Source organism: Maridesulfovibrio spiralis (SeqCode) (assembly GCF_048571135.1).
GTDB lineage: Bacteria > Desulfobacterota > Desulfovibrionia > Desulfovibrionales > Desulfovibrionaceae > Maridesulfovibrio > Maridesulfovibrio spiralis.
The window spans coordinates 1,278,113-1,304,993 of the sequence record NZ_CP182344.1; the positions used below are offsets into that span (position 1 = coordinate 1,278,113).

The window sequence follows — 26,881 nt, forward strand, 5'->3', positions numbered from 1 at the left end:
TAATTACAGCACCTTAATAAACAAACCTCGGTCAACCGAAGTTGAACCCCAAAATATAAAATCAGGTCATAGCAAGTCAAAAAACACACTTGCCATACACTCTCAAGTCACGCCCTATCTCTCTCAGGGGACGAGCACATAAATGGCAAGTGTGGCAGGTGTAGCAGGTTCTTTTCTTCTTTAAGCAAAAAGAAAAATAGAATAGATAAGAGTAGATAAGAAGAAATTATCACACACACTTGCCACTCCTGCCAAACCTGCATCAGCCCCTGAGTACTTCAGATCATAAGGGCTGGCAGGTCAATCTTAACCTGCCAGCCCATCTGCTAATCCAAACATCTGATCAATGGTTATTTCCTTATTGCCAATCACCGTTTCACCAGTAAAATGATCATTGGTAATGGTGAGGTACGTACAGCCCTTGCGCGTGCGCTCAATATTGATACCAGACTTACGAAGAAAAGCCTGAGACCTGTCCAGACGTTTCCCCAGCGTAATGCTGTTGGCAGGCCAATTCCGTGAACATCTGGTTGAATATTCCATCCGATCAGATAAAGCATTATACAGCGCTGCGGTTGTTCCATGCCAGTCCTCTCGATTCTGCATAAACTGGGCAATAGCATTCCCAATGACGTCAGCTTCCAGCACTCTTTCGACTGCGTTGCTGATGTTCTCCATGTAGACCTTCTCGAATTCACCGGTCTTCCAGGGCATGGCATCTTCACCGGCCACGCACCATTTGATGAAATCTGCCATTCTAGGGAGCCCGTCCAGTTGGACTTGATCTATGTTGCGCAAGCAGCTCGAAACAGCCGTACAAAGAGATCCCAGAACAACAGGTGCAATCAGATTGAACTTCTGCTGAAACTCAGAAACGGAGATACGTTTTTCATTCGGAATTACCGGCAGTTCGACGACAATGGCCCTGTCGATCAAATCGTGTCTTTCTGCAAAATCGCCAATGCCGTTGAGGATAACCGGATTCAGAAATTTAAAGGTAACCTCCCGGTCATCAGAGTAGAGCTCCCTTGTGGTAAAAGTACCACCAGTCGCAATTTGACAGAGCAAATCGGACATATCCGGCTTCAGGTACGAAGCATTGTCTATGGAATAGACAAATGAATTTCCTACCCCGATGACAAGATCTTTCACACTCCCTGGAACGCTGCGGTTTATTGCTGCGGAGTTATCCACGAGCCCACGCAGGCAGGCTGAAGTCGTGCTTTTGGCTGTGCCCTGCTCTCCCTTCAAAATCAGGATCGGATACGGGCCAGCTGAAAATGTTCCCAGCAACCATCCCTCAACCAGAGTTGATGTTCGTGGGTCACTAAATTTGAACAGGTCACGCAGCAAGGTAAAACCTTCCCCTTCTTCAGGATAGGGCAACGGCATTTGCCCAGCAGAGCGTTTGAAGCGGACAGGCGGATTACTTACAATGCGCCAACCGTCCTTGGTGATTTCAATTGCGTCCCAGCGATCATTGCCGAGGTCGACGTAGACCGCTGACTCGTGATGGGCTATGCGCTGATGTAGCTTACGCATCGGCTTTCCGGAATTCTTCACTTTCGTCCTGATCAACCCGAGACTTGAATTACGTGAAAACTTTGAGATGAATTTCCCGGTAGCTTCATGGTATTTCAAAGCGTATAAATCTTTAAAATCCTCAGATCTTGCATCATAGGTTTTTCTGACACCAAAGCTGCTGTCATCAACATATAACTGACCGGAAGCTTCTTCGATGAAGAAATCAAACTTTTGCAGTAGCATAGTCAGGATTTCTGATTCACTGAGTTTATTCCCCTTCTTGGGATTCTTTGCCAAGTCTGCTGTAAGCCACAGATTTGCAGGGCAACTCACATTGCACTCTTTTCCACAGTTGAAAAGCTCTTTGATTTTACTGCAGCGCATACCGCCTTTGACAGCGGCAATCTTTCGGTCAGTCTCCTCACGGGAATAATTCGGATATCTCCGGCTCAGCTCGTGGATCAGTTCATAGTTGCGCAACGGCTTCAAAGCACTGATCATCGCATGCCACAACTGTTCAGGCAGGTGTTCAGCATTTTTCGCACAGTAATCAATGAACACACACTGGCCTATGCTCTCAAGAGCAATACCTTCTGCACGCTGCGGAACAATCGGGACCAGACTTTCAGCGACATTGCTGTATAATTCTGAAAGCTGCTGCGACTTCTGCGGGCATACCTGCAGATGAATCTTGTACCGGGGGGCCTCGGCCAGCTTAAATAAATCAGGATACGACAGACCGATAAGTTCCTGATAAGTGATAGGAACCTTATACTTGCCGTTGCTACGTTTGATATTCTCAACCCGGAGCAACTTACCTTTGCCCCCAGCATACATACTTAGATCTATAGTACACGGAGACTTACCGTATATTTCATGGATCAAACTCTCCATAAACTGCTTGTACAGCAAGGGCAAAGATACATCCGGGGTAGCTCCGAATAGTTCAGCTGGAATTTCGAGATGAAACCCTTTGCTGCCGGTGACCCAGATCTTCAAGTTTTCAGGATCAACACCGTAGTCATCACGCAGAGCAGAAACTAGTCTGATACAATCATTATGACTATGAAGCGATCCTTCCACAGAATCAAAGTCGATAATCAAGTTGCCCTGCTGTAATGGTGCAGGCTTATTTTCCACGGGCTCGTATTCGAAACTTACGGTGGAAAAAAAGGCCGCTCCCTGATCAAGGGCAGACTGCCTGCCCTCCTGAGTATCCTCAATGACCTGCCACTGCCCGAAAGGTTTATCGTCCTTCAGTGTGGCGTAGAAGATTACACCTGAATCTTTATCATCAGGACCGCAATGGTTATTATTACCAAGAATCATTTGGGACTCCTATATATTAAAGTTAAAAGTTATTGCCTTGCCGTTCGGCCTGCCAGATATAAATAACTGCCACCTCGAAAACCTGTGACAATAGTGATTTGTCACCATTGTCACAGGGGGAAGTGCAAATTAGTACATCATTGGCACCCCCCAGAGCCGGTGGTTCACAATGCAGATATCCGACTTCCCCTTGCGCAGCAGGATCACGTATCCGCGCTCGGCAAGGAACCGGAAAGCCTTTTTGGCGTCATCAGCGGTTACATGTTCCGGATGGTAGATTTCACGCATGGTGATTTCGGAAGAATGACTATCCCGGAGACGCTTGAGGAACCTGTTGGCTATGCGCAGCACATCGTTGCTTTCGATATTGAGCACCACGCGGGCGTGAGCTTCATAAAACTGCGCAAGCTCGATGCCACCATGAATGCAATGCTGGTCGATTTCGGTCCTTAGCGGCAGATCATTTTCCACACAACGCAGCAGGTGCAGGAATCCGGCAAAGCGCAGTGCTGTTCCAGCCAGCTTGCGGTACCAGTACTGCAGCACCACAGGATTTGATTCATTCCCGGCCTGCTGCTGGGCATAGCTGCGGAAAGAATCCCAGCCACGCAAAGCACCATCTTGAACATGAAAATGATGGTGACCGTCAATTTCAGAAGATATTGAGTAAATTTCATTTACCGTGTTCTTTAACCACTGGCTGTCTTCACTGTTCATGGCGATGGAAGACACGCCTCCCGGCACAACGGAGTGAATATCCGGGGGTACCAAAGGCATGAAGCGAGCCACAAGTCCGTCCTCCTGCAGGGCCTCGGCTCCCAAAAGGTTGACCGAGGTGGCTTCCTGCGTGGCAATTAAGATGGTCAGACTGGGGTCTTCAATGCGGATCGGTTCTTTTACCTTGGTGCTGTTAAAGACTTCCCCGCCCCATGCCTGCAGGATGAAATCATCCTTGCTTGCGGGCAGTTTTTTGAATGATCCCAGTTCCGCCCCCACAATCGCGAACTTTCCTCCCTGCCTTGCAGCTTCTTTTTCTAGCCCCTCTGCTGTGAACTTGAAAGTCATCAACTGCGGAACTGCCATTTGTCGGGGCATCATTTCTTCGAGCTCGGCGATTTCTTCCAGCACAGACTCGAAATCACCTGTTTTAGCAGCCTTATTTTCAAGCTGCTTTATGCGTTTGTTCAGAATACGCCGTTTGGCCTTACGTTTACCCTCCCCTGCAAAATATTCATCTTGGAGGCGTTTCTGAAGTTCGCTGATCGGCTGCAGGGCCTTATCCAGCATGGGACTCTTGCCCTTACCGGAAGCCAGGGAAATAAGCTGGTAAAGAGACATGAGTTCCGTGTGGTCATCATGACGCTGCACCTTGAACTTGCCACTGGCGCAAATGCTCAACACTCCCAACAACAGCCCGCCGCCAACGCAGTGGTGAACTCCGTAGGCATTGCTAAAACTGGAAATCCATTTTCCGGCTTTTCCGGAAAAAACATTGATCGGAAACGGTACGTTCACGGTGCGCTGTTCCGGCAGAGGCACAACCGGTGTTACTGCCAATCTGCAGTTGGCCTCCTGTTTATGGAGCTCAAAGGAATCTTCCTGCAGGAACTTTTTCTTCTCCTTTGCTATGTTCCGCAGCGTGCGTTCATTCTTATGGGCTTCAAAAAACTGAGTTATCTGCTGTTCCTGAACACACATCCCGCCGATATTGTTATTTGCCACGATGCCCTGCTGGGAAATTGGGTTTCCCGGAACAGGCATAGTCACTGTTGCTTGCGCGGACGCACTGCCAATCACTGCTTTAGTCAGATTAACCTGATTTGCATCCATAATTTCCTGGTTCAGACCTTCTGCTTGAGGACTTGTCCCAATATGCAAGACAGTCTGCTCAACACTTTCAGTTCCGGATACAGCCAATCTGGCTTGATTCCATAAGTCTTCAGACATGGTTTTTATCTCAATTCAAGTCGGACAGAGACCTGGTAAGTAATGACCGGTACACATTCAACATCAATCGCCTTGACCATTTCACTGGCGTTGCCCGGTGCTGTAGCCAGTGTACTTGCAACATTTTCGGCAATCGCCTTGGCAATAGTCATGGTATCGGTCTGCACGATATCTCTCCCTTCGGGCGGGAGTACTTCAAGTTCTCGTACATCAGGCATATAAAATCCTCCTTTCGGTTTCGCTCGTCCATCAGACCGGAGCTGCGCGTTTGATTATTTAATATACCTGCTGACGCCCTGTAAGACGTCAGCAAGTATTTCTCAATTAGCACTTACAGGTTGGTGGACCATAGATATCTGAGTAGCCAGCCAACCCAAGAATTTATCCCTCTCGAAACACCGGCGACGCCTCATATAAAACCCACCAGGAATTTTACCTTCAGCACTTTCAATGTTTCGAATGGATCCGGGATGGCATACCCCTCCTGTCAAAATCCCTATCTCCGACCGTGTAAAAACCGGTGGGAGTTCAGACCTCAGCCGCTCAATCAAGCTTTCGATTTCATTGCCAATTACGTGTTCTTCTACATGCACAGGACTGACCGTAATGCCTGATTCTTTGACTTTTTCGACAACTTGTGTCACATAAAAACTCCTATTTAACTTTTAAAAACTAACAGTTTCCTGTTCCTCAGCCCCACTGGTCAGAGGGACAGTCACTCCATGGCCTTAGTGCTACTGAAAGTCGGTTGAAAAAAAAAATGCAACTGCGCTATGCGCAAACGCAAAAAGCTCCCTAACCAGAAGAACCGGCAGGGAGCTTAAAAGTAGTAAATACACTATTTTAACAAGTTAACTCAAAATTAAAAATTCAAAATTCACAAAAAGATTTTCCATAAAATTGTTTCTTCCATTTATCTATGGCTGACTTCGTTTTTGAAAAATGATTTTTAGCAAATCCCTCCGTGTCATTAGAACTTTTAATTTCATCGAATTTAGAGCTCTTATATCCATCTTGAGACAGCCCATAAAAAAGAGCCTGAATTTTCTCATCAAAATCAGTACAAAGTTTTCCTTGTGGCCTATTGTCACCTTTTGACCTTTCATATTCCATTACAAAATCCCAAACAGCCAACCCTCCAAGTCGCCAAAAGACGGAACTTAACTCAAATTTTCCAAGGATTCTGTTGCTCATTCTCTCAGTAACGCTCGCATCCAAAGCCGAATAAACTGAGGGAAATGTCCTTAAATTAAAAACCCCCTCTACTTCATTTATCGCTTCTTGAGCCGAAGATGGTAAAAGATCTTTTCCAAAAGGCCATTGCCCTCTTTCACTGACACTTACTTGCGATAATAAATACTCATTCCTTGTAATAGTAAATGATTTTATATTTAGATCAGTGTCGAAAACAACATCTTCAAAAAATGGCACTCTAAAATATGGCAAGAATTCGTATATTGCCGTTACATTCTGACTATTGCTTACATCAAAAAAATCATCATAAAATTCATCATTTCCTGTAATACCAAAAATCGGACTATGGTCCGTTTTTACATCGTCAGGCACTTTAGACTTATCTTCTTCAAGATTAATATATGACTGTAGAAGATTGTATGAATCATAATTAGAATAAAATTCATATGAATAACAAGGATATTTTTCTTGCAAGCTCTTTGTTGTCTCCACAAAACATCTTAAACATTCTTTATCTAGATGCTTAGGGTTGTAGGAGCATTCCCGTTCCCTACTTGCACAAATTATTTCTCCATTTTCAAAGCCGCCCTTAAGAAAAAGTTCATAAAGATACTCCTTACAGGTAGAATCGCCATAACAACCAGAATAAGAACTGGAATGATATGCTGGATCTGAAAAACTTGCTATCAACTCATTAAAAAAAGAACGACCAGCTTCATAACTTTCCCAGTCCAAATTCATTGCACATCTCTTGGCGTATTCATTCCAAAAAAAATATACTGCGGTATGTTTAAAAGAAGAGTCAAGAGGATGTAACTGTCCCTTTCTTTTACCTTGAAAAATAGAATCAGGCACGCCATCTCCCTACGGTCAAATGTTACAGAAATATAAACTTAAGCTCTTCATAACAGCTCCCCCTTAGACATGAAAAGCTACTCCTACTCCAAGTTACCCATTAATTTCCTGTCCAGCCCCTTCCTAACCATCACTCTCCATACCGAAGCCGTACCGCCACCACAACCGCCACCACATTCACGAAAAACAAAAAAGGGTTACGCTCTTACAAGCGTAACCCATTGAAATCATGGAGCCAACGATCGGAATTGAACCGACGGCCTGCTGGTTACGAATCAGCTGCTCTACCGACTGAGCTACGTTGGCTTTTGGTAAGTGCTTTCTTTAGCTTAGCATATATTTTGCGGTCAAGCTCAAAATAAAAAAGGACTTCCCGCAATCTGCGAAAAGTCCTTTCCTTAACAGACTATTTTTAAACCAGCTTTTTTGCCGCTTCAAGGGCTGCATTGTAATCCGGTTCTTCTGTGATTTCATTTACGTACTGTACGTACTGAACTGTGCCGGACTTATCGACCACAAAAACAGCCCTGCTCAGAAGACGCAATTCTTTGATCAGCACACCATAGGCTTCTGCAAAGGATGCACTCATGTAGTCGGAAAGGGTCTGTACGGCTTCAACACCGGCAGCACCACACCAGCGGGCCTGCGCGAAAGGTAGGTCCATGGACAGGGTCAGGATCTTGATGTCCTCACCAAGGGATGCTGCTTCATTATTGAAACGGCGGGTCTCCATGTCGCAGACCGGGGTATCGAGAGAAGGTACTGCGCTAAGGATCAACACCTTGCCTTCGAAATCAGCCAGGGTTTTGGGACCGAGTTCATTGTCGGTTGCAGTAAATTCAGGAGCCTTGTCACCAACTTTGATTTCATTACCGAGAAGTGTCAGGGGATTGCCCTGAAATGTGATTATACCTGTTCTTTCTGCCATGGTTCAACTCCATTGATTAATTTTAGGTTTTACCCTGAGTAGCATAATCCTTCATTCCCTACAACCAAGCTCCGTTTTTTTATAACTGCTTTTTAATTCTTGATCAGAGCACCAACTGAAAAATCATATTCTTTCAAAGATTTATTACAAGCCTTTGAGAAACGTTTGAAATCAACTTTACTCCAATCGCGAGCACCGAATTTCTGCAAAAAAACATCCACATTGCCGCTATCAATCACACAGAAAATCCTCTTGCGGATCATCGGTCCGCTTTTCTCGATAAAGTCGAAACCATGATGGTAGTCGTAAAGCATGACCAGCCCCCAGCCTCCAGTCATGAAATGACCACCTATGGAAAGAGTCAGCAGCCCGTCCCTTACCGCCTCAAGAGCAGGTTTGTCCCAGTTGATTCCACCGACCAGAACATCCTTGCCCGGCTTAAGGCCATTCTCCTTTATTCCGTCTATTGCTCCCAGTGCCATAGGATCATTGGCAGCCCATATCACATTCACTTCCGGATCACGCTTGATAAATTTCCTGACAAGTTCATAGGCCTTGTCCTTACGCCAAAAACAATGAATTTCAGGCAGAAATGTCGACTCATAAAAATCAGCCCGGGCATAGGCCAAACCTTCATTCCGGAGCAGAGTTGCCTGCGTGACGAAATCTCCGGCTATGGGAAGTAACCTTATATCCTTATCAGCAACACCCTGTTTCCGTGCTTTTTTAATCAACTCGGTAGCCAGATTATTTCCGGCCCAGCGGTTATCCGGGACTAACCCGCCGATCCAGTTTTTATACTTTTCCCTCGGCTTCCCCAGCTTTGCCGCCTGCTTGCCATAAAAGTCCATCATTATGTTGAAAACCTTGACCCCTTTTTCATCAGCAAGGGCAACAATACCACCGGCGGCAAGCTTTTCATTAACCACTATCAAATAATCGGGCAGATCTTCACGGCTAAGCACTTCCTCAGCTTTTTTGCGCATCATCAGATGGTTGCGTTCGGAATAAATAATTTCCAGCTCAACACCGAGATCATCGGCAGCAGCCTGCATGAAGGAACTTACTTCCAGCCAGAATCCACCGGTTGGATCAGCAGGGTCGGACTTGCCGGGATTGATAAAAACAACGTCCATCGGTCCGGACAAATCCTTACTGTCCGCGCAATAAACAACAGAAGGACACAAAACATAACTAAATGTAATAAATAAAAGTATAGCCAAAAAAGAACGCACGCGCACCACCTGTGATTCAGATTTGAAAAACACCCGATCATATTTATGCCAAGATGAATATTCTATACTATTATAAAACCAGCTAAATACAACAAAAAATCAGACTGCATGCAGAACCACAGACAATGCCTTGAAGCAGAATTCAACATCCGCTCCTTCAAACAGCCCTTCTTCCTCAATTGACCATGAAGTAACCAGCGCGCACATTTTTGTGCCTCCGGCTGATTCACCGGAAACCTCGGCCAAGACTTCGGTCTGCTTAATGGAGGTTACTTTAGCCGGGACACAATTACGTGAGCTTGTCCCCATTCCTTTCAAAGGCCGCACTGCAACAAGTGGAGCCTTCACTGTAGCCGAGACCGAAATTCCCGGCTCAAGCCCAAGTTTGTAAAGACTCTCCAGAGTAATTACTGAACTGATGCTGACTCCTTCTACTGTTTCAAACTCCACATCAGCCAGCACCCCATCCCTGAGAATGGAGCTGACATGGCCTATGAAGGTGTTCCGGGCACTTGATTTGAGTGCATTTTCTTCAAGTGCCATGCGCCGGACGATATTCTTAACATCCCCGGAAGACCATTCCTGAAAGACCGCCGCGAGATCAGCTGAAGATTGACCGAGAACCTTGCGCACTACTCCCAGCGGCACACCATTGCGCAGCATCTCCACTGCCCGCGAACGGCGCAGCACAGAGGGAGCACCTTTTTTGCGATCCAGTCCGCATGCCCCTGCACGTTCATAAAAAATTCGGCGGATGTAGCCGGGATCAAGATGAAAAACATTACCTTCCAACCCAACACCCATGGGACCGTCGATCAACCCTTTCAGCTCCCTGCAAACGGCTTGCGGCAGAGGGACTTCACGCTGCTGACCATCTCTACCAAGGAAGATTACAGCCCTTGTCAGATCAATATCTTTCCGCTCATCAAGTTTTAATATTTCCCCCAGTCTGGCTCCGGTATGGCGCAAAATCATGAACAGACAGAAGACTCTTGTGCGGGACCTTGCATAATCCGCACGGGAAGTACCATCCTTCCAGCAACGGAATCCGTCTTCAAGGGCAGCAAGTTCTTTTCTATTCAGATGAAGGATATTGTCAGGAACATCAAATACTTCTGAAGGTGCAAGCTTTGTTTCCCCGCCCTTTGAATTCTTATTTCCACCTGTTTTGTTAGCCAAAGTAATAACCCTTCGAGCAGTCACGTTTTTAAATAAACGCGTGACCGGTTTGAAAATTAATCCTTCCCCTGCATAAACATAAGATACTGATAAAGCCAAATCAGGTAGACTACAAATTGAAAATGGAGAATATGAAATGAAACGTATTAGCTCTCTCTTACTCATACTGTTGCTGTCCCTGCCCGTCTCGGCCCAAGCCGCCGACCTCATGATCGCACAGGCTGCCAACTTCATGCCCGCCATGAAAGAAATCATCCCGGCCTTCAAAAAAACAAGCGGACTTGATGTACGGGCCACATATACCTCCACCGGAAAACTATACGCCCAGATAGTCAACGGCGCGCCCTTCGACATTTTCCTGTCCGCTGATGAACGCCGTCCGGCAAAGCTGTTCAAAGACGGCTTAGCCGACTCTCCCTTTGTATATGCCAAGGGAAAAGTGGTCTTCTGGTCACTTGATAAAAACAAAATCGGGACAAGCTGGCAGGAAGCAGTCAAAAGTGGAAAACTGCACAAAATAGCCATCGCCAATACTGAAACTGCTCCTTACGGAACTGCGGCCATGGTTGCCCTGGAAAACGAGAAACTGTGGGCAAAAGTCAAACCGGAACTGGTCTATGCCCAGACCATCAGTCAGGTTTTCCAGTTTGCATCAACCGGAGCTGCAGACTGCGGGTTCTGCGCCTACTCTTCCATGTTTACCCCCACCGGTAAAAAGGGCGCATTTCATGTAGTTACTGAAGCCCCTCCGGTGATCCAGTCCGCCTGTATCCTCAAATCTTCCACCCACAAAGCTGCTGCTGCGAAATTTATCGAGTTTATGTCCAGCCCTGAAGTGGCTTCCATCAAGAAAAAATACGGGTATGATTAATGGATTTCTACCCGCTATATATCTCGGCAAAACTGTCTGTGGCTACAACCCTGCTTATCCCGGTTGTAGCCGCACCCATAGCATATATTCTTGCCTTCCTTGATTTCAAAGGCAAAAGCATGGTTGACGCTGTTGTTTCTCTCCCCATGGTACTTCCTCCAACGGTTCTCGGTTTCGGGCTGCTAATAGCCATGGGACCGCAAGGACCGCTGGGGGGACTATGGCGGGACCTGACCGGGGAACGCATGGTTTTCAGCTTTTCCGGCATATTGCTGGCCTCACTGGTCTACAATCTTCCCTTTGCGGTACAGCCCATGCGGGCCGCTTTTGAAAAACTGGACTTCCGGCTGCTGGAAAACGCTGCTGTTCTGGGGCTCTCGTCCACAGCCACTTTCTTTCGGGTGGTCCTGCCCAACAGCCTACCCGGACTGGCGGCCTCGGCCATGCTGGTCTTTGCCCACAGCCTCGGGGAATTCGGGGTCATCCTCATGGTCGGCGGGTCCATTCCCGGATCTACCAAAGTTGCCTCCATCGCCATCTATGAAGCAGTGGAAGCCATGCGTTATGCCGACGCCATGTACATGTCACTGGCAATAATCCCGGTCAGCTTTCTGGCCCTTTTGGCAATCAACCGTCTGAACAGAGTAAGCCGGAGCAGATCATGACCTTAAAAATCAACATACGTAAAGAGTTGCCCAACTTTGCGCTGGATGTGGCCTTCGACTGTAGACCCGGAACTCTAACCGCAGTGGTAGGTCCGTCTGGGGCCGGGAAAAGCACATTGGTACGCATCATTGCAGGGCTGGAAAAACCGGATGCCGGTAACATCTCGCTTGATGGAAAAATATGGGTGGATACTGCAAGCAGAACCTTCACCACGCCCCAGAAACGAGGATTGGGACTTGTCTTTCAGGAATACACCCTTTTTCCGCACCTCAATGTACGCAAAAACGTGGCCTTTGCCGCCGTGGATAAAGAATGTGTCCCCGGCCTGCTGGAGAAATTCGGCATCTCCCACATTGCGGAGAGCAAACCGGTCAATATCTCCGGCGGAGAACGGCAGCGGGCGGCCTTCTGTCAGGCACTGGCCCGTGAGCCCGTGCTTCTCCTGCTTGATGAACCGTTTTCAGCACTGGATATAGCAACCCGCGAAGGATTGCGCCGGGAACTTCGGGAGCTGAAAAAAGAACTGAATATCCCCATTATCCACGTGACCCACGATCTTGAGGAAGCCTACTATCTGGCTGATTCCATTTTTGTGCTTGAAAACGGTCATGAATCACCGGAATGGCTGGAGCGACAGCGGCGAAGGTTCTGTCCAGAGCCATCCAATCTAATGCACTCTGCACTATTGAATAATTTGATTTCGCCTCCTGCGGCTTAACTTTCACAACAAAGGAATACCCATGCGTAACATATTTACCCTGCTGCTTCTCTTTCTGCTCGCTGCACCAGCTGCTGCTCAAGCCAAAATAGTCATTGCCTCCGGAGCCGGATACCGTTCCCTCGTTGATGAGTTGAGTGATACATTCACCAAGGAAACCGGAAACAAGATTGAATTAGTCTACGGCAACATGGCCCGAGTCACCGCCCAAGCCCGAAACAGCGGCTCTGTTGATCTGGTTATTGGTGATAAATCCTTTCTGGACAAAGCTTCGCTGGAATATACGACAATACAGAAGATTGGCCGTGGACGGCTGGTTATAGCCTATCCCAAGGGAAAAAACTTCAGTACCCCCGAGGACCTGCTCGCTGCAGACATATCCCGCATATCCCTGCCGGACACCAAACGGGCAATTTACGGAAAAGCGGCCCTGCAATATCTAAAAAACAAGGATTTATTCACTAAACTGGAACCGAAACTGCTTGTGGTGGCTACCGTACCGCAGTCAGCATCATATGTTATCGCGGGCGAAGTGGATTATGCATTCATCAACCTGACCCATGCCCGCAAAATCAACGATTCCATCGGTGGTTTCGTTCCTGTGGATGAGTCAGCCTATACACCTATAGCCATCATCGCAGAGCAGATGAAAAGCTCAACACACCCGCAGGAATGCCGCGAGTTCATGAAGTTTCTCAATTCAAAAGAAGCACGCAAAATTGTTACCGCCCACGGCATGCAGGATTAACGTTATGACTATTGCGGCAATCCTTTCCGACAGCGCAACCCTTGATCCATTGGCTCTTTCCGCCAAGGTTGTCGGCGTTGCGGGAGTATTGCAGCTGACCGTAGGTATTCCGCTGGCATTCTGGCTCTCCCGTTCCAAAGGACTGCTTCATAATTTCGTGGACAGTGCCGTGACCCTGCCGCTGGTCTTTCCCCCGGTAGCAACAGGCTTCGTGCTGCTTTTCATGCTTGGTCGACGCGGACCGGCCGCTTCCATTTTCGGAGACAGCATTATCTTCAGCTTTCCCGGTCTGGTGGTTGCGGCCTTCATTGCCGGACTGCCGCTGCTGGTCAAACCGGTACAGGCAGCCCTGAAATCTGCCGAAGCCGCGAAACTACGCGAAGTCGCCGCCGTACTGGGTAAATCGGAAAGCGCCATATTTTTACAGGTCATGCTGCCATGCGCCCGGCGTTCGATTGCTGCCGGGATTCTGCTGGCCATGGCCCGCTCCCTTGGCGAAGTCGGCATGAGCCTAATGCTTGGCGGCAATGTTATCGGACGCACCAATACACTTTCCCTTGAAATATACAACGCGGTTTTTAATGGTGAATTTGAGCGGGCGGCAGTTCTCTCCTCAATCATCGGAATCGCTTCAATAACCATGTTTACCGCCCTGAAAAAATTTTCTGACGCGGAATAAGAGGACACGTAATGAGCAAATCAATCTTAAAAGAAGTTCAGTCTCGAGCTTATGCTATCTGGCAATCCGCAGGCATACTTGATGAAAATATTGAAGTAAAAGCCCGCACCCTGAGCACGGAAGAAGCCATCGGCAATCCGGAAGGCGATGATTTTCCTCTACTGAGAGGCAAGGAAAAACTTATGGAAGCACAATTCCGGAACTCAAAAGGGCAGGCTTTCACTGACCGTTACGGAAATTTCAGCAACACTTTACGCGAAATTGCTGAAATGGATTTGAGCAACAACTTCCGGCGGGCAATCTTTGTTTCCGCGCTTAATGCTGTTCAAAACAGCCTGGGGCAGGCTGACCGTACCATTCACTGCAAGGACGAAGGTCCGGCCCTGTGCGCACCGCAACTCGGAGATTACATTGTTGAGAAATACGGCAATCCCAAACTTGGACTTATCGGTTACCAGCCAGCCATGATCAAGGCTCTTTCCAACCGTTTCAAGATGCGCATTGTGGACCTCGACCCTGACAATATAGGGAGCGTCAAATGCGGAATTAACGTGGAAGGACCTGAAAGTACTGCGGACGTGCTGGATGATGTCAACCTGCTGGTTGTCACCGGGTCAACCATAGTTAACGACACACTTGGCAACTTTCTGCGCGAAGACAAGCCGACCATATTCTTCGGAACCACCGTTGCTGCAGCAGCCGAAATGATGGGCTGGCAACGATTCTGCTGCCAGAGTTCTTAAATAAAAAGGAAACCAGCCGGAATTATCGATTTTACGACTGGTTTCCATTCTGCACAACTGCGTTGCAACTGCGCACAAACCCCCGCCAATACTGCAATAGCTCCGTTTCCATTTTGCACAGTCAACTTCTGACACATATTATCATGAAAACTGTCCCAAAATGACACACTTGAGCGCAACGTACTTTTTATGCGACTTTTCACACATTAAACTCAAAATTATAACAGAGAAATAAAAGTCTGTAAAAATAATTTTAAATATATTGATCCATTCTTGAAAATCACTATTTGACCAACCTACCGTATTCATTAATTATATCATTTTGGACCTAATTTTGCTGTAAGTTTTAGCCAATTGAGGTGCATGCGGATAGCCCTTGCCAACCAAGGGCTGTCCTGTCTTGTCTAAAGAGGAACGATTCCAAACCACCAATATATTGTGGTTCCTTGACTTATTGTTCCTTCTTGGACATATAAGACCCAAGATCACAGAGTCGCTCCTAAAGCCTTGCCCTGCGGTCTCTTAACACCTTAAATTATGTCATTTTTGATATATCGCAATAAGAATTTGCGGACCTGTAAACAACATTATTTTTTCAACCCGGAGCCTCAACTCATGATGAAAACAGTTCCTGTTCAGGACGCCATAGGTAACGTCCTCTGCCAAGATATGACCCGCATCGTACCCGGCGAATTCAAGGGACCAGCCTTTAAAAAAGGTCATATCATCACCCCGGAAGATATTCCGGTACTTTTAGAAATCGGCAAGGAACATGTTTACATCCTGACCCTTGAAGACGGCCAGCTGCATGAAAACGATGCCGCCAGAAGAATAGCCAGGGCCGCTGCCGGACCGGGCATCACCCTCACTGACATCAGTGAAGGACGCATCAACATGATCGCCTCTCCCGGCCTGCTATGTATCAATGTGGAAGCCTTGAACCGCATCAACTCCATTGATGAAGTCGTGCTGGCGACCCTGCATAACGGCATCCAGATCACCGAAGCCCGCGAAGTGGCCGGAACCCGCGTTGTTCCGCTGGTCATAGAAGAAAACAAAATCGAACAGGTTGAAGAAATCTGCCGTGAATGCGGTCCCATCGTCAGCGTTAAGCCTTTCCGCAACCTCAAGGTGGGCCTGATCACCACCGGAAGCGAAGTTTACCACGGACGGATCAAAGACAAATTTGGTCCCGTTATCCGCAAAAAATTTTCCCAGCTTAATTCGGAAGTCATCGGCCAGACTTTTGTCAGTGATGATCCCGACATGACCAGTACCGCGATCCTGAAAGCTATTGATGACGGAGCGCAGATGGTGGTGGTCACCGGAGGCATGAGCGTCGACCCTGACGATCAGACCCCCGCTTCAATCAGAACTACCGGTGCCGAAATCGTCACCTACGGCTCCCCCACCTTTCCCGGAGTTATGTTCATGCTCGGCTACCTGAACGGTGTTCCCATCGTCGGTCTGCCCGGCTGTGTCATGTACTACCGGGCCAGTATTTTTGACCTTATAGTTCCGCGGATTGTGGCCGGTGAACGCCCCACACGCGCAGAGATCGCTGAATTGGGCCACGGAGGTTTCTGTGCCGGTTGCGATACTTGCCGCTATCCGCTGTGTTCTTTCGGTAAATAGAGGACAGTTCGACGCCTTTTTCAGGCGCCTGCTAATAAACAGCAGTAATTCAAGGAGGTTTCCCCCATGCTCAAACGGACTCTAAAAGTTAACGGTGTAGAAAAATTCATCATTTGCGACAATGATGATACCCTCGCCAGTGTTCTGCGTGAAAAACTCGGTCTGCTCAGCGTTAAGATCGGTTGCGGAACCGGACAGTGCGGTAGCTGCTCCGTCATCATCGACGGCAAGCTCAAACGCACCTGTAAGCTTTCCATGAAACGCGTTGAAGATTTCACCGAAGTCATTACAACCGAAGGTATCGGTTCCCCCAACAACCTGCACCCCATCCAGCTCGCTTGGATTGCCCACGGCGGCGCACAGTGCGGTTTTTGTACTCCCGGCTTCGTAGTTTCCACTTACGCTCTGCTCCTCGCCAATCCCAAGCCTTCCCGTGAAGACATCCGCGATTGGTTCCAGAAGCACCGCAACGCCTGCCGTTGCACAGGCTACAAACCCTTGGTAGACGCAGTTCAGGACGCAGCAGCAGTTATGCGCGGCGACATGAGCGAAAAAGAACTTATCTTCAAAATGCCTGAAGACCAGCGCATCTGGGGTACCAACTATCCCCGCCCCACCGCAGTTGCCAAAGTTACCGGTACTCTCGAATACGGTGCAGACCTCGGCCTGAAAATGCCCGAAGGTTCCCTCAATTGTGCACTGGTACAGGCTGAAGTTTCCCACGCCAACATCATTTCCATCGACACCAGCGAAGCTGAAGCCATGGAAGGCGTTGAAAAAGTCGTTACCTACAAAGACATCAAGGGTAAAAACCGCATCACCGGCCTGATCACCTTCCCCACCAACAAAGGTGACGGTTGGGATCGCCCAATCCTTAACGATGAGAAAGTCTTCCAGTACGGCGACGCAATTGCCATCGTCTGCGCGACTTCTGAAAAAATCGCTAAGGCTGCAGCCAAACTTGTTAAAGTTGAGCTGGAACAGCTGCCCGAATACATGGACGCTCCTTCCGCTATGGCTGAAGACGCCATGGAAATCCATCCCGGTACCCCCAACATTTACTTTGAACAGAAGATCGTTAAGGGCGAAGAAACAGCTCCGATCATGGACAAAGCAGACGTTGTTCTCGAAGGCTCCTACTATGTACAGCGCCAGCCGCATATGCCCATCGAGCCGGACGTAGGTTTTGCTTTCCTCGATGATGACGGCAAACTCAACATTCACTCCAAGTCCATCGGTCTGCACCTGCACGCAGCAATGATCGCTCCCGGTCTGGGCGTAGAACTCGAAAACCTGATCATGGTTCAGAACTATGCAGGCGGAACCTTCGGTTACAAGTTCTCCCCCACCATGGAAGCACTGGTCGGCGCAGCCTGCCTCGCAACCGGCAAGCCTGTATTCCTGAACTACACCTGGGAACAGCAGCAGCAGTACACCGGTAAACGTTCTCCCTTCTTCACCGACATCCGCCTCGCTGCAAGCAACGACGGCGAACTGCTCGGTATGGAAACAGACTGGATTTGTGACCACGGTCCTTACTCCGAATTCGGTGACCTGCTGACCCTGCGCGGTGCTCAGTTCATCGGTTCCGGTTACAAACTGGAAAACATTCGCGGCCTCGGTAAAACCGTCTGCACCAACCATGCATGGGGTTCCGCTTTCCGTGGTTACGGTGCTCCTGAAACCGAATTCGGCTACGAAGTCATGATGGATGAACTGGCTGAAAAAATCGGTATGGACCCCTTCGACCTGCGCGAAAAGAACGTCTACCGCGAAAGCCAGGGCACCACGACTCCCACCGGTTGTCAGCCTGAAGTATACTGCCTGGAAGATATCTTCACCGCCGGTCGTCCCAAGTATGAAGAAATGAAAAAATGGGCTGCTGAAGATGCTAAAGAAGGCTGCAAACGCGGCATCGGTATCTCAGTAGGTATCTACGGTTCCGGTCTTGACGGACCTGACACCGCAGAATCCGCTATCGAACTGAACAAAGACGGTTCCGTAACCCTCTTCAACTGCTGGCATGACCACGGTCAGGGTGCTGACATCGGTTGTCTGGGTACTGCCCACGAAACTCTGCGTCCTCTCGGACTCGATCCTGAGCAGATCCATCTGGTAATGAACGACACCCGCAACTGCCCCAACGGCGGCCCCGCTGGCGGTAGCCGCTCTCAGGTTGTTATCGGTAACGCCATCATCGCTGCCTGCCGCAGCCTGATGGACGCCATGCGCAAATCTGACAACTCCTACATGAGCTATGACGAAATGGTCGCAGCCGGTAAAGAGCTCCGTTACGAAGGTAAATGGTCTGCTCCCGCAAGCGATTGTGATGAAAACGGTCAGGGTTCACCCTTTGCCTGCTACATGTACGGCCTGTTCATGTCCGGCGTAGAAGTTGAAATCGCTACCGGTAAAGTTCAGGTAGAAAAGATGAAGCTTATTGCTGACATCGGTAAGATCAACAACAAACTTGCTGTTGACGGCCAGATGTACGGCGGTCTTGCTCAGGGTGTCGGCCTCGCACTTACCGAGGACTTCGAAGACATCAAAAAGCACGCCACCATGGTCGGTGCTGGATTCCCCTACATCAAACAGATCCCTGATGACATCGAACTGGTCTACGTTGAAACCGAACGTCCTAACGGACCCCACGGTGCATCCGGTGTTGGTGAGCTTCCGCTGACCACTCCGCATGCTTGCATCATTAACGCAATCTACAATGCCTGCGGCGCACGTGTAACCCACCTCCCGGCTCGCCCCGAGAAGGTTCTCGCTGCCATGAAAGGCTAATTAGTTGAACTTAGGCCCGGATTCCGGTTAACTGCCGGAGTCCGGGCTTTTTTTCCTCCGGCGGGCCTATCGGCGATCCCTCCGGGGGCCAGCGTTGCTCTGGACTCTTCAAAAATTTTTATTAGAGCTTCGCCGGATAATATGAAAAATTAGGCTTAACGCAACTTTTCTAAACGAAGCTGCGAAGCATACTGAAAAGTTTTGAGAGGATGGGGTCTGGGGAAGGGGAACTTTTCCCAAAAGTTCCCCTTCCCCAGCCGCCGGAGGAATCAAAAAATGGATCAGAAGAACTTACGGGATTGGGAAGCAAAGTGTACTCAGGAAGAACCGCCTAAGTGTAAGGCTCGTTGTCCTCTGCATGTAGATGGACGCGAGTTTTGCCGTTTATTGGCTGCGGGGCAAATCGACAAAGCGTGGGCTGTGCTTTGCAAAACCATGCCTTTTCCAGCAGTTACAGCCAGACTCTGTAACGGGGACTGTCAAAAAGACTGTCTACGCGCGGAAAAGGGCGGCGGCATTGAGCTGGCCGCACTGGAACGTTTCGCTGCTGAGAATGCCAAGCGCACGCCCATACTCCGGTCCCTGCCGCCCAAAAACAAAAATATCGCAATCTTCGGTGCGAACCTTTCCGGTCTGACCGCTGCATGGGATCTTGGCAAAAAGGGCTTCACCGTTGTTGTCTTCTGTGAAAACAAACGCGAAGGCTTTGACTGTCTGCCGGCAGACCGTGTCAGCGATGAAATTGTTGAGAAGGAGCTGGCCCAGCTCGGCAAAATGAATGTTTCCTTTGCGGAACACGGCAAGCCTGATCCACAAACAATTATGGCCGCCAGCCAAAGCTTCGACGCGGTTTTTATCGATCCTCTGATCTACAACAGCACCCAACTCGGACTGAGCGAAGTAGACCCTGCCACTTTGCAGACCAGCATTGATTTGCTGTTCGCATCCCCGGATGCAAGCGAAGCATCCCCCATCAAACTGATTGCCCTTGGCCGCAAGGGAGCGCTTTCCATTGAGCGCAAACTGCAAAAGGCATCACTCACTGCCGGGCGCGACCGCGAAGCACCATTCGAAACCAGACTCTTCACCAACCTCAGCAAGGTCGAGCCGGTTGATCCGGTCAAAGTTCCAGCCGAAGGCTATTCCACTGAACAGGCCCGCGAAGAAGCAAAACGCTGCCTGCTCTGCGAATGCATGGAGTGCGTAAACAACTGTGTTTATCTGGAGGAGTTCAAAAGCTATCCCAAAGCATACGCCCGCCAGATTTACAACAATGCATCCATCGTTATGGGAACCCGTATGGCTAACACCATGATCAATTCCTGCATGCTCTGCGGGCTTTGTGAAAAGATCTGTCCTGAAAATTTCGCCATGCAGGATATCTGTCTTGAAGCGCGTCAGGATCTGGTTGATAAGGGCCACATGCCGCCCTCCGCCCACGAATTCGCCTTCCGCGACATGGATTTTGCCGACTCCACCGCCTGCGCCGTGGTCAAACACCAACCGGGCGCAAGCCAGAGTAAACAGGTTTTCTTCCCCGGCTGTCAGCTGAGCGCATCCGACCCCGGAGCACTTGAACGCACTTATGCACACCTCTGCTCCGTACTGGAAGGAGGAACCGGACTTATGCTGCGCTGCTGCGGTGCTCCAGCAGACTGGGCCGGACAGAAAGAGATGTTCAGCCGCAAGATGGACTCCCTAAAAAGGGACTGGGAAGCACTGGGCCGCCCGCAGATTATTGCCGCATGCCCTTCATGCATCGAAAGCATTCAAAAAGGACTGCCGGAAGCTCAAATTTCATCACTCTGGTCGGTCTTAAGTTCTGAAACCGGAAGGCTGCCCCAGCATCCGGAAGTTAAACTTCTCTCCCTGCAGGATCCGTGTACCGCCCGCGACAATCATGAACTTATGAATGATGTACGCCTGCTGCTAAGTGCTCTGGATGTAACTTTCGAAGAACCTGAACTTTCCGGCACGCATACCGAATGCTGCGGTTTCGGCGGACTGCTGGCCAATGCCAATCAACCTCTTTCCGAAAAAGCCGCCCTACGACGGGCCGAACACCTTGACCATGACGGCGTGACCTATTGTGCCATGTGCCGGGACATGCTTTCCAAGGCCGGAAAACGCTGCCGGCATATCCTCGACATCATATTCCCCGATGGCAACGCTGACCCTGCCGGTCGCACCGCCCCCGGCTATTCGGACCGCAGAGAAAACAGGGTCCGCTTAAAGGAAAGCCTGCTTCGCAACACATGGGACGATCAGCCTGTTCCCCGTAATGACTACGAATCCGTGGACGTAAAATTTACCGACGAAGCCCGCGCCATGATGGAAACACGGCGCATCCTTTTATCGGATGTACAAAAGACACTGCACTCAGTGCAGGATTCAAAGCAAGTACTTGAAAACACTGACACAGGTCACAAGCTGGTACAGTGCCGACCTGTCACAGTAACCTACTGGGTTGAATACGAAATGGAGGGTGGGGCATATCTGGTTCACCGGGTCTGGTCCCATCGTATGAGGGTTATGGGAGGAGTATCATGAGCACTTTGAAGGTTCTGGATGAAGATTTTTCCTCATGGAAATGCGCGACATGCGGACATAACCTGCAGCCATCTCCGGTAGAACTGGAATATCTGGACAGCAGGTTCAATGTAGAATTGCCCGCCTGCCCGGATTGTGGATTTGTGCTTATTCCCGAGGAGTTGGCACTGGGGAAAATGGCTGAAGTGGAGCGGATGCTGGAGGATAAGTAATGACCGAAACCCCGCTCTGGGAAAAAGACATCCTGCGTGACACAGCCGGAAACACCCTGCGTCCCGGAGGCTTCTCGCTCACAGACCGGGCCGTAGCCCTGACCGAATTGAGTGCCGAAGCCAAGGTCCTCGACATGGGCTGCGGGCTGGGTGCTACGGTTGAACACCTGCGCACAAAATATAATTTTAAAGCCTGCGGCATGGATTATTCTCCGCACCAACTAGCCGAAGCCCCGGCAGAATTGCCGCTGGCCCGTGCGGACGGATCAGCACTACCCTTCGCAGACTCAAGCTTCGACGCCATCTTCTGCGAATGCGTGCTTTCACTGATGCAGGACAAGGAACAAACCATCAGCGAATTTAAACGGGTACTAAAAAAGGACGGCAAACTGATCATCAGCGATCTTTACCGACGCGGCAGCAGGCAGATTCAATGCCTCGACGGATCATGCGCAAATTCACCGCTCTATCTGGGCCGAATTGAACAAATTTTAAGAGAAAACGACCTGTATATAACCGCCATAGAAGACTACTCCCGGCTGCTGGTGGAACTGGCCGCAAAACTCGTCTTCGCGGGGGAAAAAAATCCCGCCGCCGGGCAGAATTGCTGCGACCGGCCCGGTTATATGCTCATGATTGCTGAGTTTTAATAGGGTCTTTCCGTTGGTAATTTTAAAAATGTGAATACTTAACCACTTTCCATAAACGACCACGCATAATTTCAAAATATGAATTTCAAAACTAACGCGGCGAAGCCCTGATATAAGTTTTCGGAGAGTCCAGAACCCCCTTTTCCAAAAGGGTTCTTACCTATAGCCGTTAGGCGAGAGCTTCTTGCTTGAGTCTTACGGATATAGAGAGCAGCGCTGGACCCCGGAGGGACCGCCGGTAGACCCGCCGGAGGCATAAAAAATGACAGATACAGATCTTAGAATAATGCAGTTGAACGGCGCGGGTTACTGCTGCGCCCAGATTATGATCATCCTTTGCCTTGATAACCTACAACAGGAAAACCCCGGGCTTGTGCGGGCTGCACAGGGTTTATGCATGGGCATGGGCGACTGTGCCGGGACCTGCGGAATCCTCAGTGGCGGACTGTGCGCGCTGGGATTATACGCCGGAAAGGGTACGGACACAGAAACAGCCGAAGACAATTATCCCCTGCTGGTGGAAACTTTCCGGGAATGGTTCAAAGAAAGAACCACTGCTGAATTCGGCGGCATCAAATGCAATGACATTCTTGACGGTGAATGCGGTGCGCCACGTGCGGACCGTTGCGGTGTGCTGCTCGGCGAAGCTTATACAGAACTGATCAATATTTTGCTGGAGAACGACTATGACCCGGCAGAAGGCAAGGACGATGGCGATGAATATTAGCTTTGACGTTGTAGAGACCGAATCCCTTTGCCCGGTCTGCTTAAAGAAGATTCCGGCCCGCCGGGTTACAAGTGAGGGTGAAAGCCGCATTGAAAAGGAATGCCCTGAACATGGTAAATTCAGCACCCCTTTCTGGCGCGGGGAACCTGCTGTGTCAGGCTGGTCACGTCCTAAAATACCTTCCGCTCCCCCGGTTATGGACACTGCTGAAAGCAAAGGGTGTCCTTTTGATTGCGGGCTTTGCCCGGACCATAACCAGCACACCTGCACCACATTGGTCGAAATTACATGGCGTTGTGATCTGAAATGCAAAGTCTGCTTTGCTTCGGCAGGGCAGAAAGTACCGGCTGATCCGACAATAATGGAACTGGATCAGCTGTTGAAAAAAGTCCGCAAAACCGCCGGCCCCTGCAATTTACAACTTTCCGGCGGGGAGCCTGCTGTACGTGATGACCTTCCACGCATTGCCGAAATGGCGAAAAAACACGGCTTCCCTTTTGTGCAGGTCAATACCAACGGGGTGCGCGTAGCACAGGACCCCGGACTTGCCAAACGCTGGGCTGCCGGGGGCGTTGATTCCGCCTTCCTGCAGTTCGACGGCACACGGGACGATATTTACAAATCCATCCGGGGCCGCAGCCTGCTGGAAGAAAAAATTAAAGCAATTGAAAACCTCACTGCGGCGGGGATCGGGGTAGTGCTGGTGCCTACAGTCGTTCCCGGTGTTAATGACGATGACATCGGAGAAATCCTGAAACTGGCAGTTTCATACGCTCCGGGCGTGCGCGGAGTGCATTTTCAGCCGGTGAGTTACTTCGGACGCTACCCCGCCCCGCCTTCAGACGATATGCGCATGACCCTGCCGGAAATCATGACCGAACTGGAAGAACAAAGTCATAGGCTGGTACACCGGGATGATTTCATGCCTCCGGGTTGTGAGCATTCCCTGTGTTCCTTTCACGCCAATTACCTTGTTATGGAAGACGGCAGCTTAAAAAAACTGTCCGCAAAAAAAGAAGGCTGCTGCACACCCAAACCTGCTTCGGAAGGTGCAGATAAATCCAAAGCTTTTGTGCGACGTCAATGGTCCGCTCCTGAAGAGGGATGCGGATGTGAGAAACCCATGGACGACCTCGATCGCTTCCTAAGCCGGGCTAAAACCCACATTCTCGCCATTTCCGGGATGGCTTTTCAGGATGCCTGGACTCTTGACCTTGACCGCTTAAAAGGGTGTTGTATCCATGTGGCTGCTCCTGACGGCAGGCTGATTCCTTTTTGTGCCTATAACCTGACCGCCATGGACGGCTCTACTCTGTACAGGAGGATGATTGATGACTGACCGCCCACTGGGTGAATGGCTCAACATGCGCATGGGCCGTGCCCCCGATCTTGAACCTGTGTCTGCAAAGAAACTTCAGGAATGGCAGTTTGAACATTTACGGCAGACTATGTTTCAAGCTGTGAAAAACTGCCCGTTCTACCATGAGCGACTGGCCGGGGTACAAACCGGGGCCGTGCATACCCCTGCGGACCTCGCAAAACTGCCTTTCACCACCGCTGACGACCTGCGTAGCGGCCCAGAAAACTTTCTTTGCGTTTCGCAGGATGAGATTGCACGGGCGGTGACTCTGGCAAGCTCCGGCTCCAGCGGCCCGCCCAAACGCTTATTCTTCACAGCCGGTGATCTTGAACGGACTATCGAGTTTTTTCAGTTCGGAATGTCCCCCATGCTTAAAGAAGGAGAAACCATTCTGGCTATCCTGCCCGACTCCCGTCCCGGCGGAGTAGGCTCCCTTTTTGCGGAATCAATTTCACTGCTCGGCGGGGAAACCGTGCTTCCGGTCAACCCCTCCTACATCAGCACCCTGCTCAATCTGCTGCTCGACTCACACGCCAGCTGCATCCTCGGCCCGGCTATTCAAATCCATGCACTGGCCCGGATGCTGGAAAACAAGGGAATCACCATCAACCATGTCCGCTCGGTACTGCTCTGCTGGGACGTGTTGCCACAGGCCAGCAATCAGACCATCTCTAGAGTTTTCGGCTGCGAAGTCTTCTCCCATTGGGGCATGACTGAAACCTGCCTCGGCGGTGGCGTTGATTGCTCTCCCGGCTCTGGAATGCATTTGCGGGAACCGGATTTCTATACGGAGATCATCAACCCGGCTACCGGAAAGCTGTTGCCGGACGGACACAAGGGAGAAATAGTACTGACCACCCTTTCACGGCGGGCCATGCCCCTGATCCGCTACCGCACCGGAGATGTGGGCTGCATCATGCCCGATCAATGTTCCTGCGGACTGCCGCTGCGCCGGTTGGGAGCGGTTGAAGGCAGACTGGAAGACGGAATCATTCTGCCCGGAGGCAGCAGGCTGGACCTTAACGAATTAAACAATACCATCCTGCCTCACAAAGATATTCTTGATTTCACTGTGGAATACCAACCCGAGGAAATGCAGCTGTCTTTCAAGCTGGATGTTCTTCCCGGCTCCAAGCCCAGCCCGGAAATCAAACAGCTGTTACTCGAATACCCCAAGATCAGGCGGGCCTGCGATAATCACAATTTGAAATTATCAACCAGACTTGCTAACCAGAACGGAACCATCCATTCAGGTTTCGGAAAACGTTCCATAACAATTAAAAATGCACAGGCCGGTACTTTATGAAAAAATTCATCTCCAATCTTTGTTCACAACTCGAAGCCGGAAATGACCTTATTCTGGCCTCCATTGTAAAAAGTTCCGGCTCAACTCCACGCTCTTCCGGTAGCAAGATGACAGTAATGCGCGACGGCTCCATTGACGGAACCATCGGCGGCGGACTGGTGGAAGCACTGGTCCAGAAAACAGCTGCCAAGATGTTTGATGAACCTGAAAAAAACGTAGTTTTCCACGAGTTCGACCTCTCCAACGAATTGGCCGCCAATGCGGACATGATCTGCGGCGGACACGTGGAAGTAATGCTTGAACACCTGCCTGCGGATGAAAGCACACTTGCCGTATTTTCTGCGGTCAATGAAGCTTTACGCACCGGCAAGCATGCGGTCCTATTTACTGCTTCCGAAGACGGAGAGGCAAAAGAACGTCAGGCTGTACGGCCCTGCTGCCAGTTGCCGGACCTGCAATGCGTTGAAGAAAAGACCGCCACAGAACAACTGGAAGCGGCGATTAAATCCGGAACTCCCGTCATGAAAAAACTGGGCGGAACCCTGCTCACCACTGAAGCTTTCATCCCCCAGCCGGACCTTTATATTTTCGGTGCCGGCCATGTTTCCCGCCCAACAGCAGAACTTGCTACATCCGTTAACTTCCGCACCGTTGTTCTCGACGACCGCGTAGACTTCGCCAATGAGGAGAGATTCCCAAAAGCAGCTGAAATTCATGTGCTGGACGATTTCAAGAATTGTTTCGACGGGCTGGATGTAAACGAAAATTCATACATCATCATCGTCACCCGTGGACACATGCACGACAAAACAGTGCTGAAACAGGCCCTCGCCACCCCGGCCCGTTATGTAGGTATGATCGGCAGCTCCAAAAAACGCAATGCCATTTACGAAGCCCTGCGTGAAGAGGGTGTGCAGCAAAATCAAATAGACCGCTGCTACTGCCCTATCGGCCTTTCCATCGGCGGGCAGACCCCTGAAGAGATTGCCGTATCCATCGTTGGGGAGTTGATCAAGATACGGTCCGGAGGATAAA

Annotated in this window: 22 protein-coding genes and 1 tRNA gene; 15 read left to right on the forward strand and 8 right to left on the reverse strand. The window is 49.8% G+C overall.

Features of this window, described 5'->3' with window-relative positions:
* Window positions 1-306: 306 nt before the first annotated feature.
* From ACNI29_RS05725 to ACNI29_RS05760, 8 genes are all read right to left on the reverse strand, one after another.
* Complete coding sequence (locus ACNI29_RS05725) at window positions 307-2,853, reverse strand: AICE element replication initiation protein (RefSeq protein ID WP_419781239.1); 2,547 nt, start codon at window positions 2,851-2,853, stop codon at window positions 307-309.
* Window positions 2,854-2,982: 129 nt separating this feature from the next.
* Window positions 2,983-4,800 (reverse strand): DUF3987 domain-containing protein, encoded by a 1,818-nt coding sequence (locus tag ACNI29_RS05730; protein ID WP_419781240.1) that lies wholly within the window; start codon window positions 4,798-4,800, stop codon window positions 2,983-2,985.
* A 5-nt stretch (window positions 4,801-4,805) separates the two neighbouring features.
* Entirely contained in the window at window positions 4,806-5,018 is a 213-nt protein-coding gene (locus tag ACNI29_RS05735; RefSeq protein ID WP_419781241.1) for a hypothetical protein, read from the reverse strand.
* A gap of 652 nt (window positions 5,019-5,670) precedes the next feature.
* Complete coding sequence (locus ACNI29_RS05740; protein ID WP_419781242.1) at window positions 5,671-6,849, reverse strand: hypothetical protein; 1,179 nt, start codon at window positions 6,847-6,849, stop codon at window positions 5,671-5,673.
* A 230-nt stretch (window positions 6,850-7,079) separates the two neighbouring features.
* A tRNA-Thr gene (locus ACNI29_RS05745) sits at window positions 7,080-7,155 on the reverse strand.
* A 106-nt stretch (window positions 7,156-7,261) separates the two neighbouring features.
* Window positions 7,262-7,777 (reverse strand): thiol peroxidase, encoded by a 516-nt coding sequence (gene tpx / locus ACNI29_RS05750; RefSeq protein WP_419781243.1) that lies wholly within the window; start codon window positions 7,775-7,777, stop codon window positions 7,262-7,264.
* A 92-nt stretch (window positions 7,778-7,869) separates the two neighbouring features.
* Entirely contained in the window at window positions 7,870-8,925 is a 1,056-nt protein-coding gene (locus tag ACNI29_RS05755; protein WP_419781244.1) for an ABC transporter substrate-binding protein, read from the reverse strand.
* A 186-nt stretch (window positions 8,926-9,111) separates the two neighbouring features.
* On the reverse strand, window positions 9,112-10,191 hold the full coding sequence (locus ACNI29_RS05760; protein WP_419781245.1) for a TOBE domain-containing protein: 1,080 nt from the start codon (window positions 10,189-10,191) through the stop codon (window positions 9,112-9,114).
* Between the two features lie 136 nt (window positions 10,192-10,327).
* Between ACNI29_RS05760 and modA (ACNI29_RS05765) the strand changes: the two genes are divergently transcribed.
* The 15 genes from modA (ACNI29_RS05765) to ACNI29_RS05835 all read left to right on the forward strand — a co-directional run bounded on the left by modA (ACNI29_RS05765) (window position 10,328) and on the right by ACNI29_RS05835 (window position 26,880).
* Window positions 10,328-11,062 (forward strand): molybdate ABC transporter substrate-binding protein, encoded by a 735-nt coding sequence (modA, locus tag ACNI29_RS05765; RefSeq protein ID WP_419781246.1) that lies wholly within the window; start codon window positions 10,328-10,330, stop codon window positions 11,060-11,062.
* The gene (modB, locus tag ACNI29_RS05770; protein WP_419781247.1) at window positions 11,062-11,727 is read left to right on the forward strand and encodes a molybdate ABC transporter permease subunit; all 666 of its coding nucleotides are present in this window, start codon (window positions 11,062-11,064) and stop codon (window positions 11,725-11,727) included. Before modA (ACNI29_RS05765) ends, modB begins: the two co-directional genes overlap by 1 nt.
* On the forward strand, window positions 11,724-12,446 hold the full coding sequence (locus ACNI29_RS05775; RefSeq protein ID WP_419781248.1) for an ATP-binding cassette domain-containing protein: 723 nt from the start codon (window positions 11,724-11,726) through the stop codon (window positions 12,444-12,446). The genes modB and ACNI29_RS05775 overlap by 4 nt, the downstream gene beginning before the upstream one ends.
* Window positions 12,447-12,468: 22 nt before the next feature.
* On the forward strand, window positions 12,469-13,194 hold the full coding sequence (gene modA, locus ACNI29_RS05780) for a molybdate ABC transporter substrate-binding protein (protein ID WP_419781249.1): 726 nt from the start codon (window positions 12,469-12,471) through the stop codon (window positions 13,192-13,194).
* A gap of 4 nt (window positions 13,195-13,198) precedes the next feature.
* Complete coding sequence (locus ACNI29_RS05785; protein ID WP_419781250.1) at window positions 13,199-13,873, forward strand: molybdate ABC transporter permease subunit; 675 nt, start codon at window positions 13,199-13,201, stop codon at window positions 13,871-13,873.
* 11 nt (window positions 13,874-13,884) lie between these two features.
* Entirely contained in the window at window positions 13,885-14,616 is a 732-nt protein-coding gene (locus ACNI29_RS05790) for a Rossmann-like domain-containing protein (RefSeq protein ID WP_419781251.1), read from the forward strand.
* Window positions 14,617-15,231: 615 nt separating this feature from the next.
* A complete protein-coding gene (locus tag ACNI29_RS05795) occupies window positions 15,232-16,251 on the forward strand; it encodes a molybdopterin-binding protein (RefSeq protein ID WP_419781252.1) in 1,020 nt (339 codons plus the stop codon).
* Between the two features lie 66 nt (window positions 16,252-16,317).
* Window positions 16,318-19,041, forward strand: a complete 2,724-nt coding sequence (locus tag ACNI29_RS05800) for a molybdopterin-dependent aldehyde oxidoreductase (RefSeq protein ID WP_419781253.1) — start codon at window positions 16,318-16,320, stop codon at window positions 19,039-19,041.
* 276 nt (window positions 19,042-19,317) lie between these two features.
* On the forward strand, window positions 19,318-21,591 hold the full coding sequence (locus ACNI29_RS05805; RefSeq protein WP_419781254.1) for a pyridine nucleotide-disulfide oxidoreductase/dicluster-binding protein: 2,274 nt from the start codon (window positions 19,318-19,320) through the stop codon (window positions 21,589-21,591).
* Window positions 21,588-21,803: a DVU_1557 family redox protein gene (locus tag ACNI29_RS05810; protein WP_419781255.1), complete on the forward strand. Its 216-nt coding sequence runs from the start codon at window positions 21,588-21,590 to the stop codon at window positions 21,801-21,803. Before ACNI29_RS05805 ends, ACNI29_RS05810 begins: the two co-directional genes overlap by 4 nt.
* Window positions 21,803-22,453: a DVU_1556 family methyltransferase gene (gene trsM / locus ACNI29_RS05815; protein WP_419781256.1), complete on the forward strand. Its 651-nt coding sequence runs from the start codon at window positions 21,803-21,805 to the stop codon at window positions 22,451-22,453. Before ACNI29_RS05810 ends, trsM begins: the two co-directional genes overlap by 1 nt.
* Window positions 22,454-22,715: 262 nt before the next feature.
* Complete coding sequence (locus ACNI29_RS05820) at window positions 22,716-23,180, forward strand: DVU_1555 family C-GCAxxG-C-C protein (protein WP_419781257.1); 465 nt, start codon at window positions 22,716-22,718, stop codon at window positions 23,178-23,180.
* Window positions 23,170-24,519: a radical SAM (seleno)protein TrsS gene (gene trsS / locus ACNI29_RS05825; RefSeq protein WP_419782091.1), complete on the forward strand. Its 1,350-nt coding sequence runs from the start codon at window positions 23,170-23,172 to the stop codon at window positions 24,517-24,519. Before ACNI29_RS05820 ends, trsS begins: the two co-directional genes overlap by 11 nt.
* A complete protein-coding gene (locus ACNI29_RS05830; RefSeq protein ID WP_419781258.1) occupies window positions 24,512-25,846 on the forward strand; it encodes a DVU_1553 family AMP-dependent CoA ligase in 1,335 nt (444 codons plus the stop codon). The genes trsS and ACNI29_RS05830 overlap by 8 nt, the downstream gene beginning before the upstream one ends.
* Window positions 25,843-26,880, forward strand: coding sequence for an XdhC family aldehyde oxidoreductase maturation factor (locus ACNI29_RS05835; protein WP_419781259.1), 1,038 nt, complete (start codon window positions 25,843-25,845; stop codon window positions 26,878-26,880). The genes ACNI29_RS05830 and ACNI29_RS05835 overlap by 4 nt, the downstream gene beginning before the upstream one ends.
* Window position 26,881: the final 1 nt, after the last annotated feature.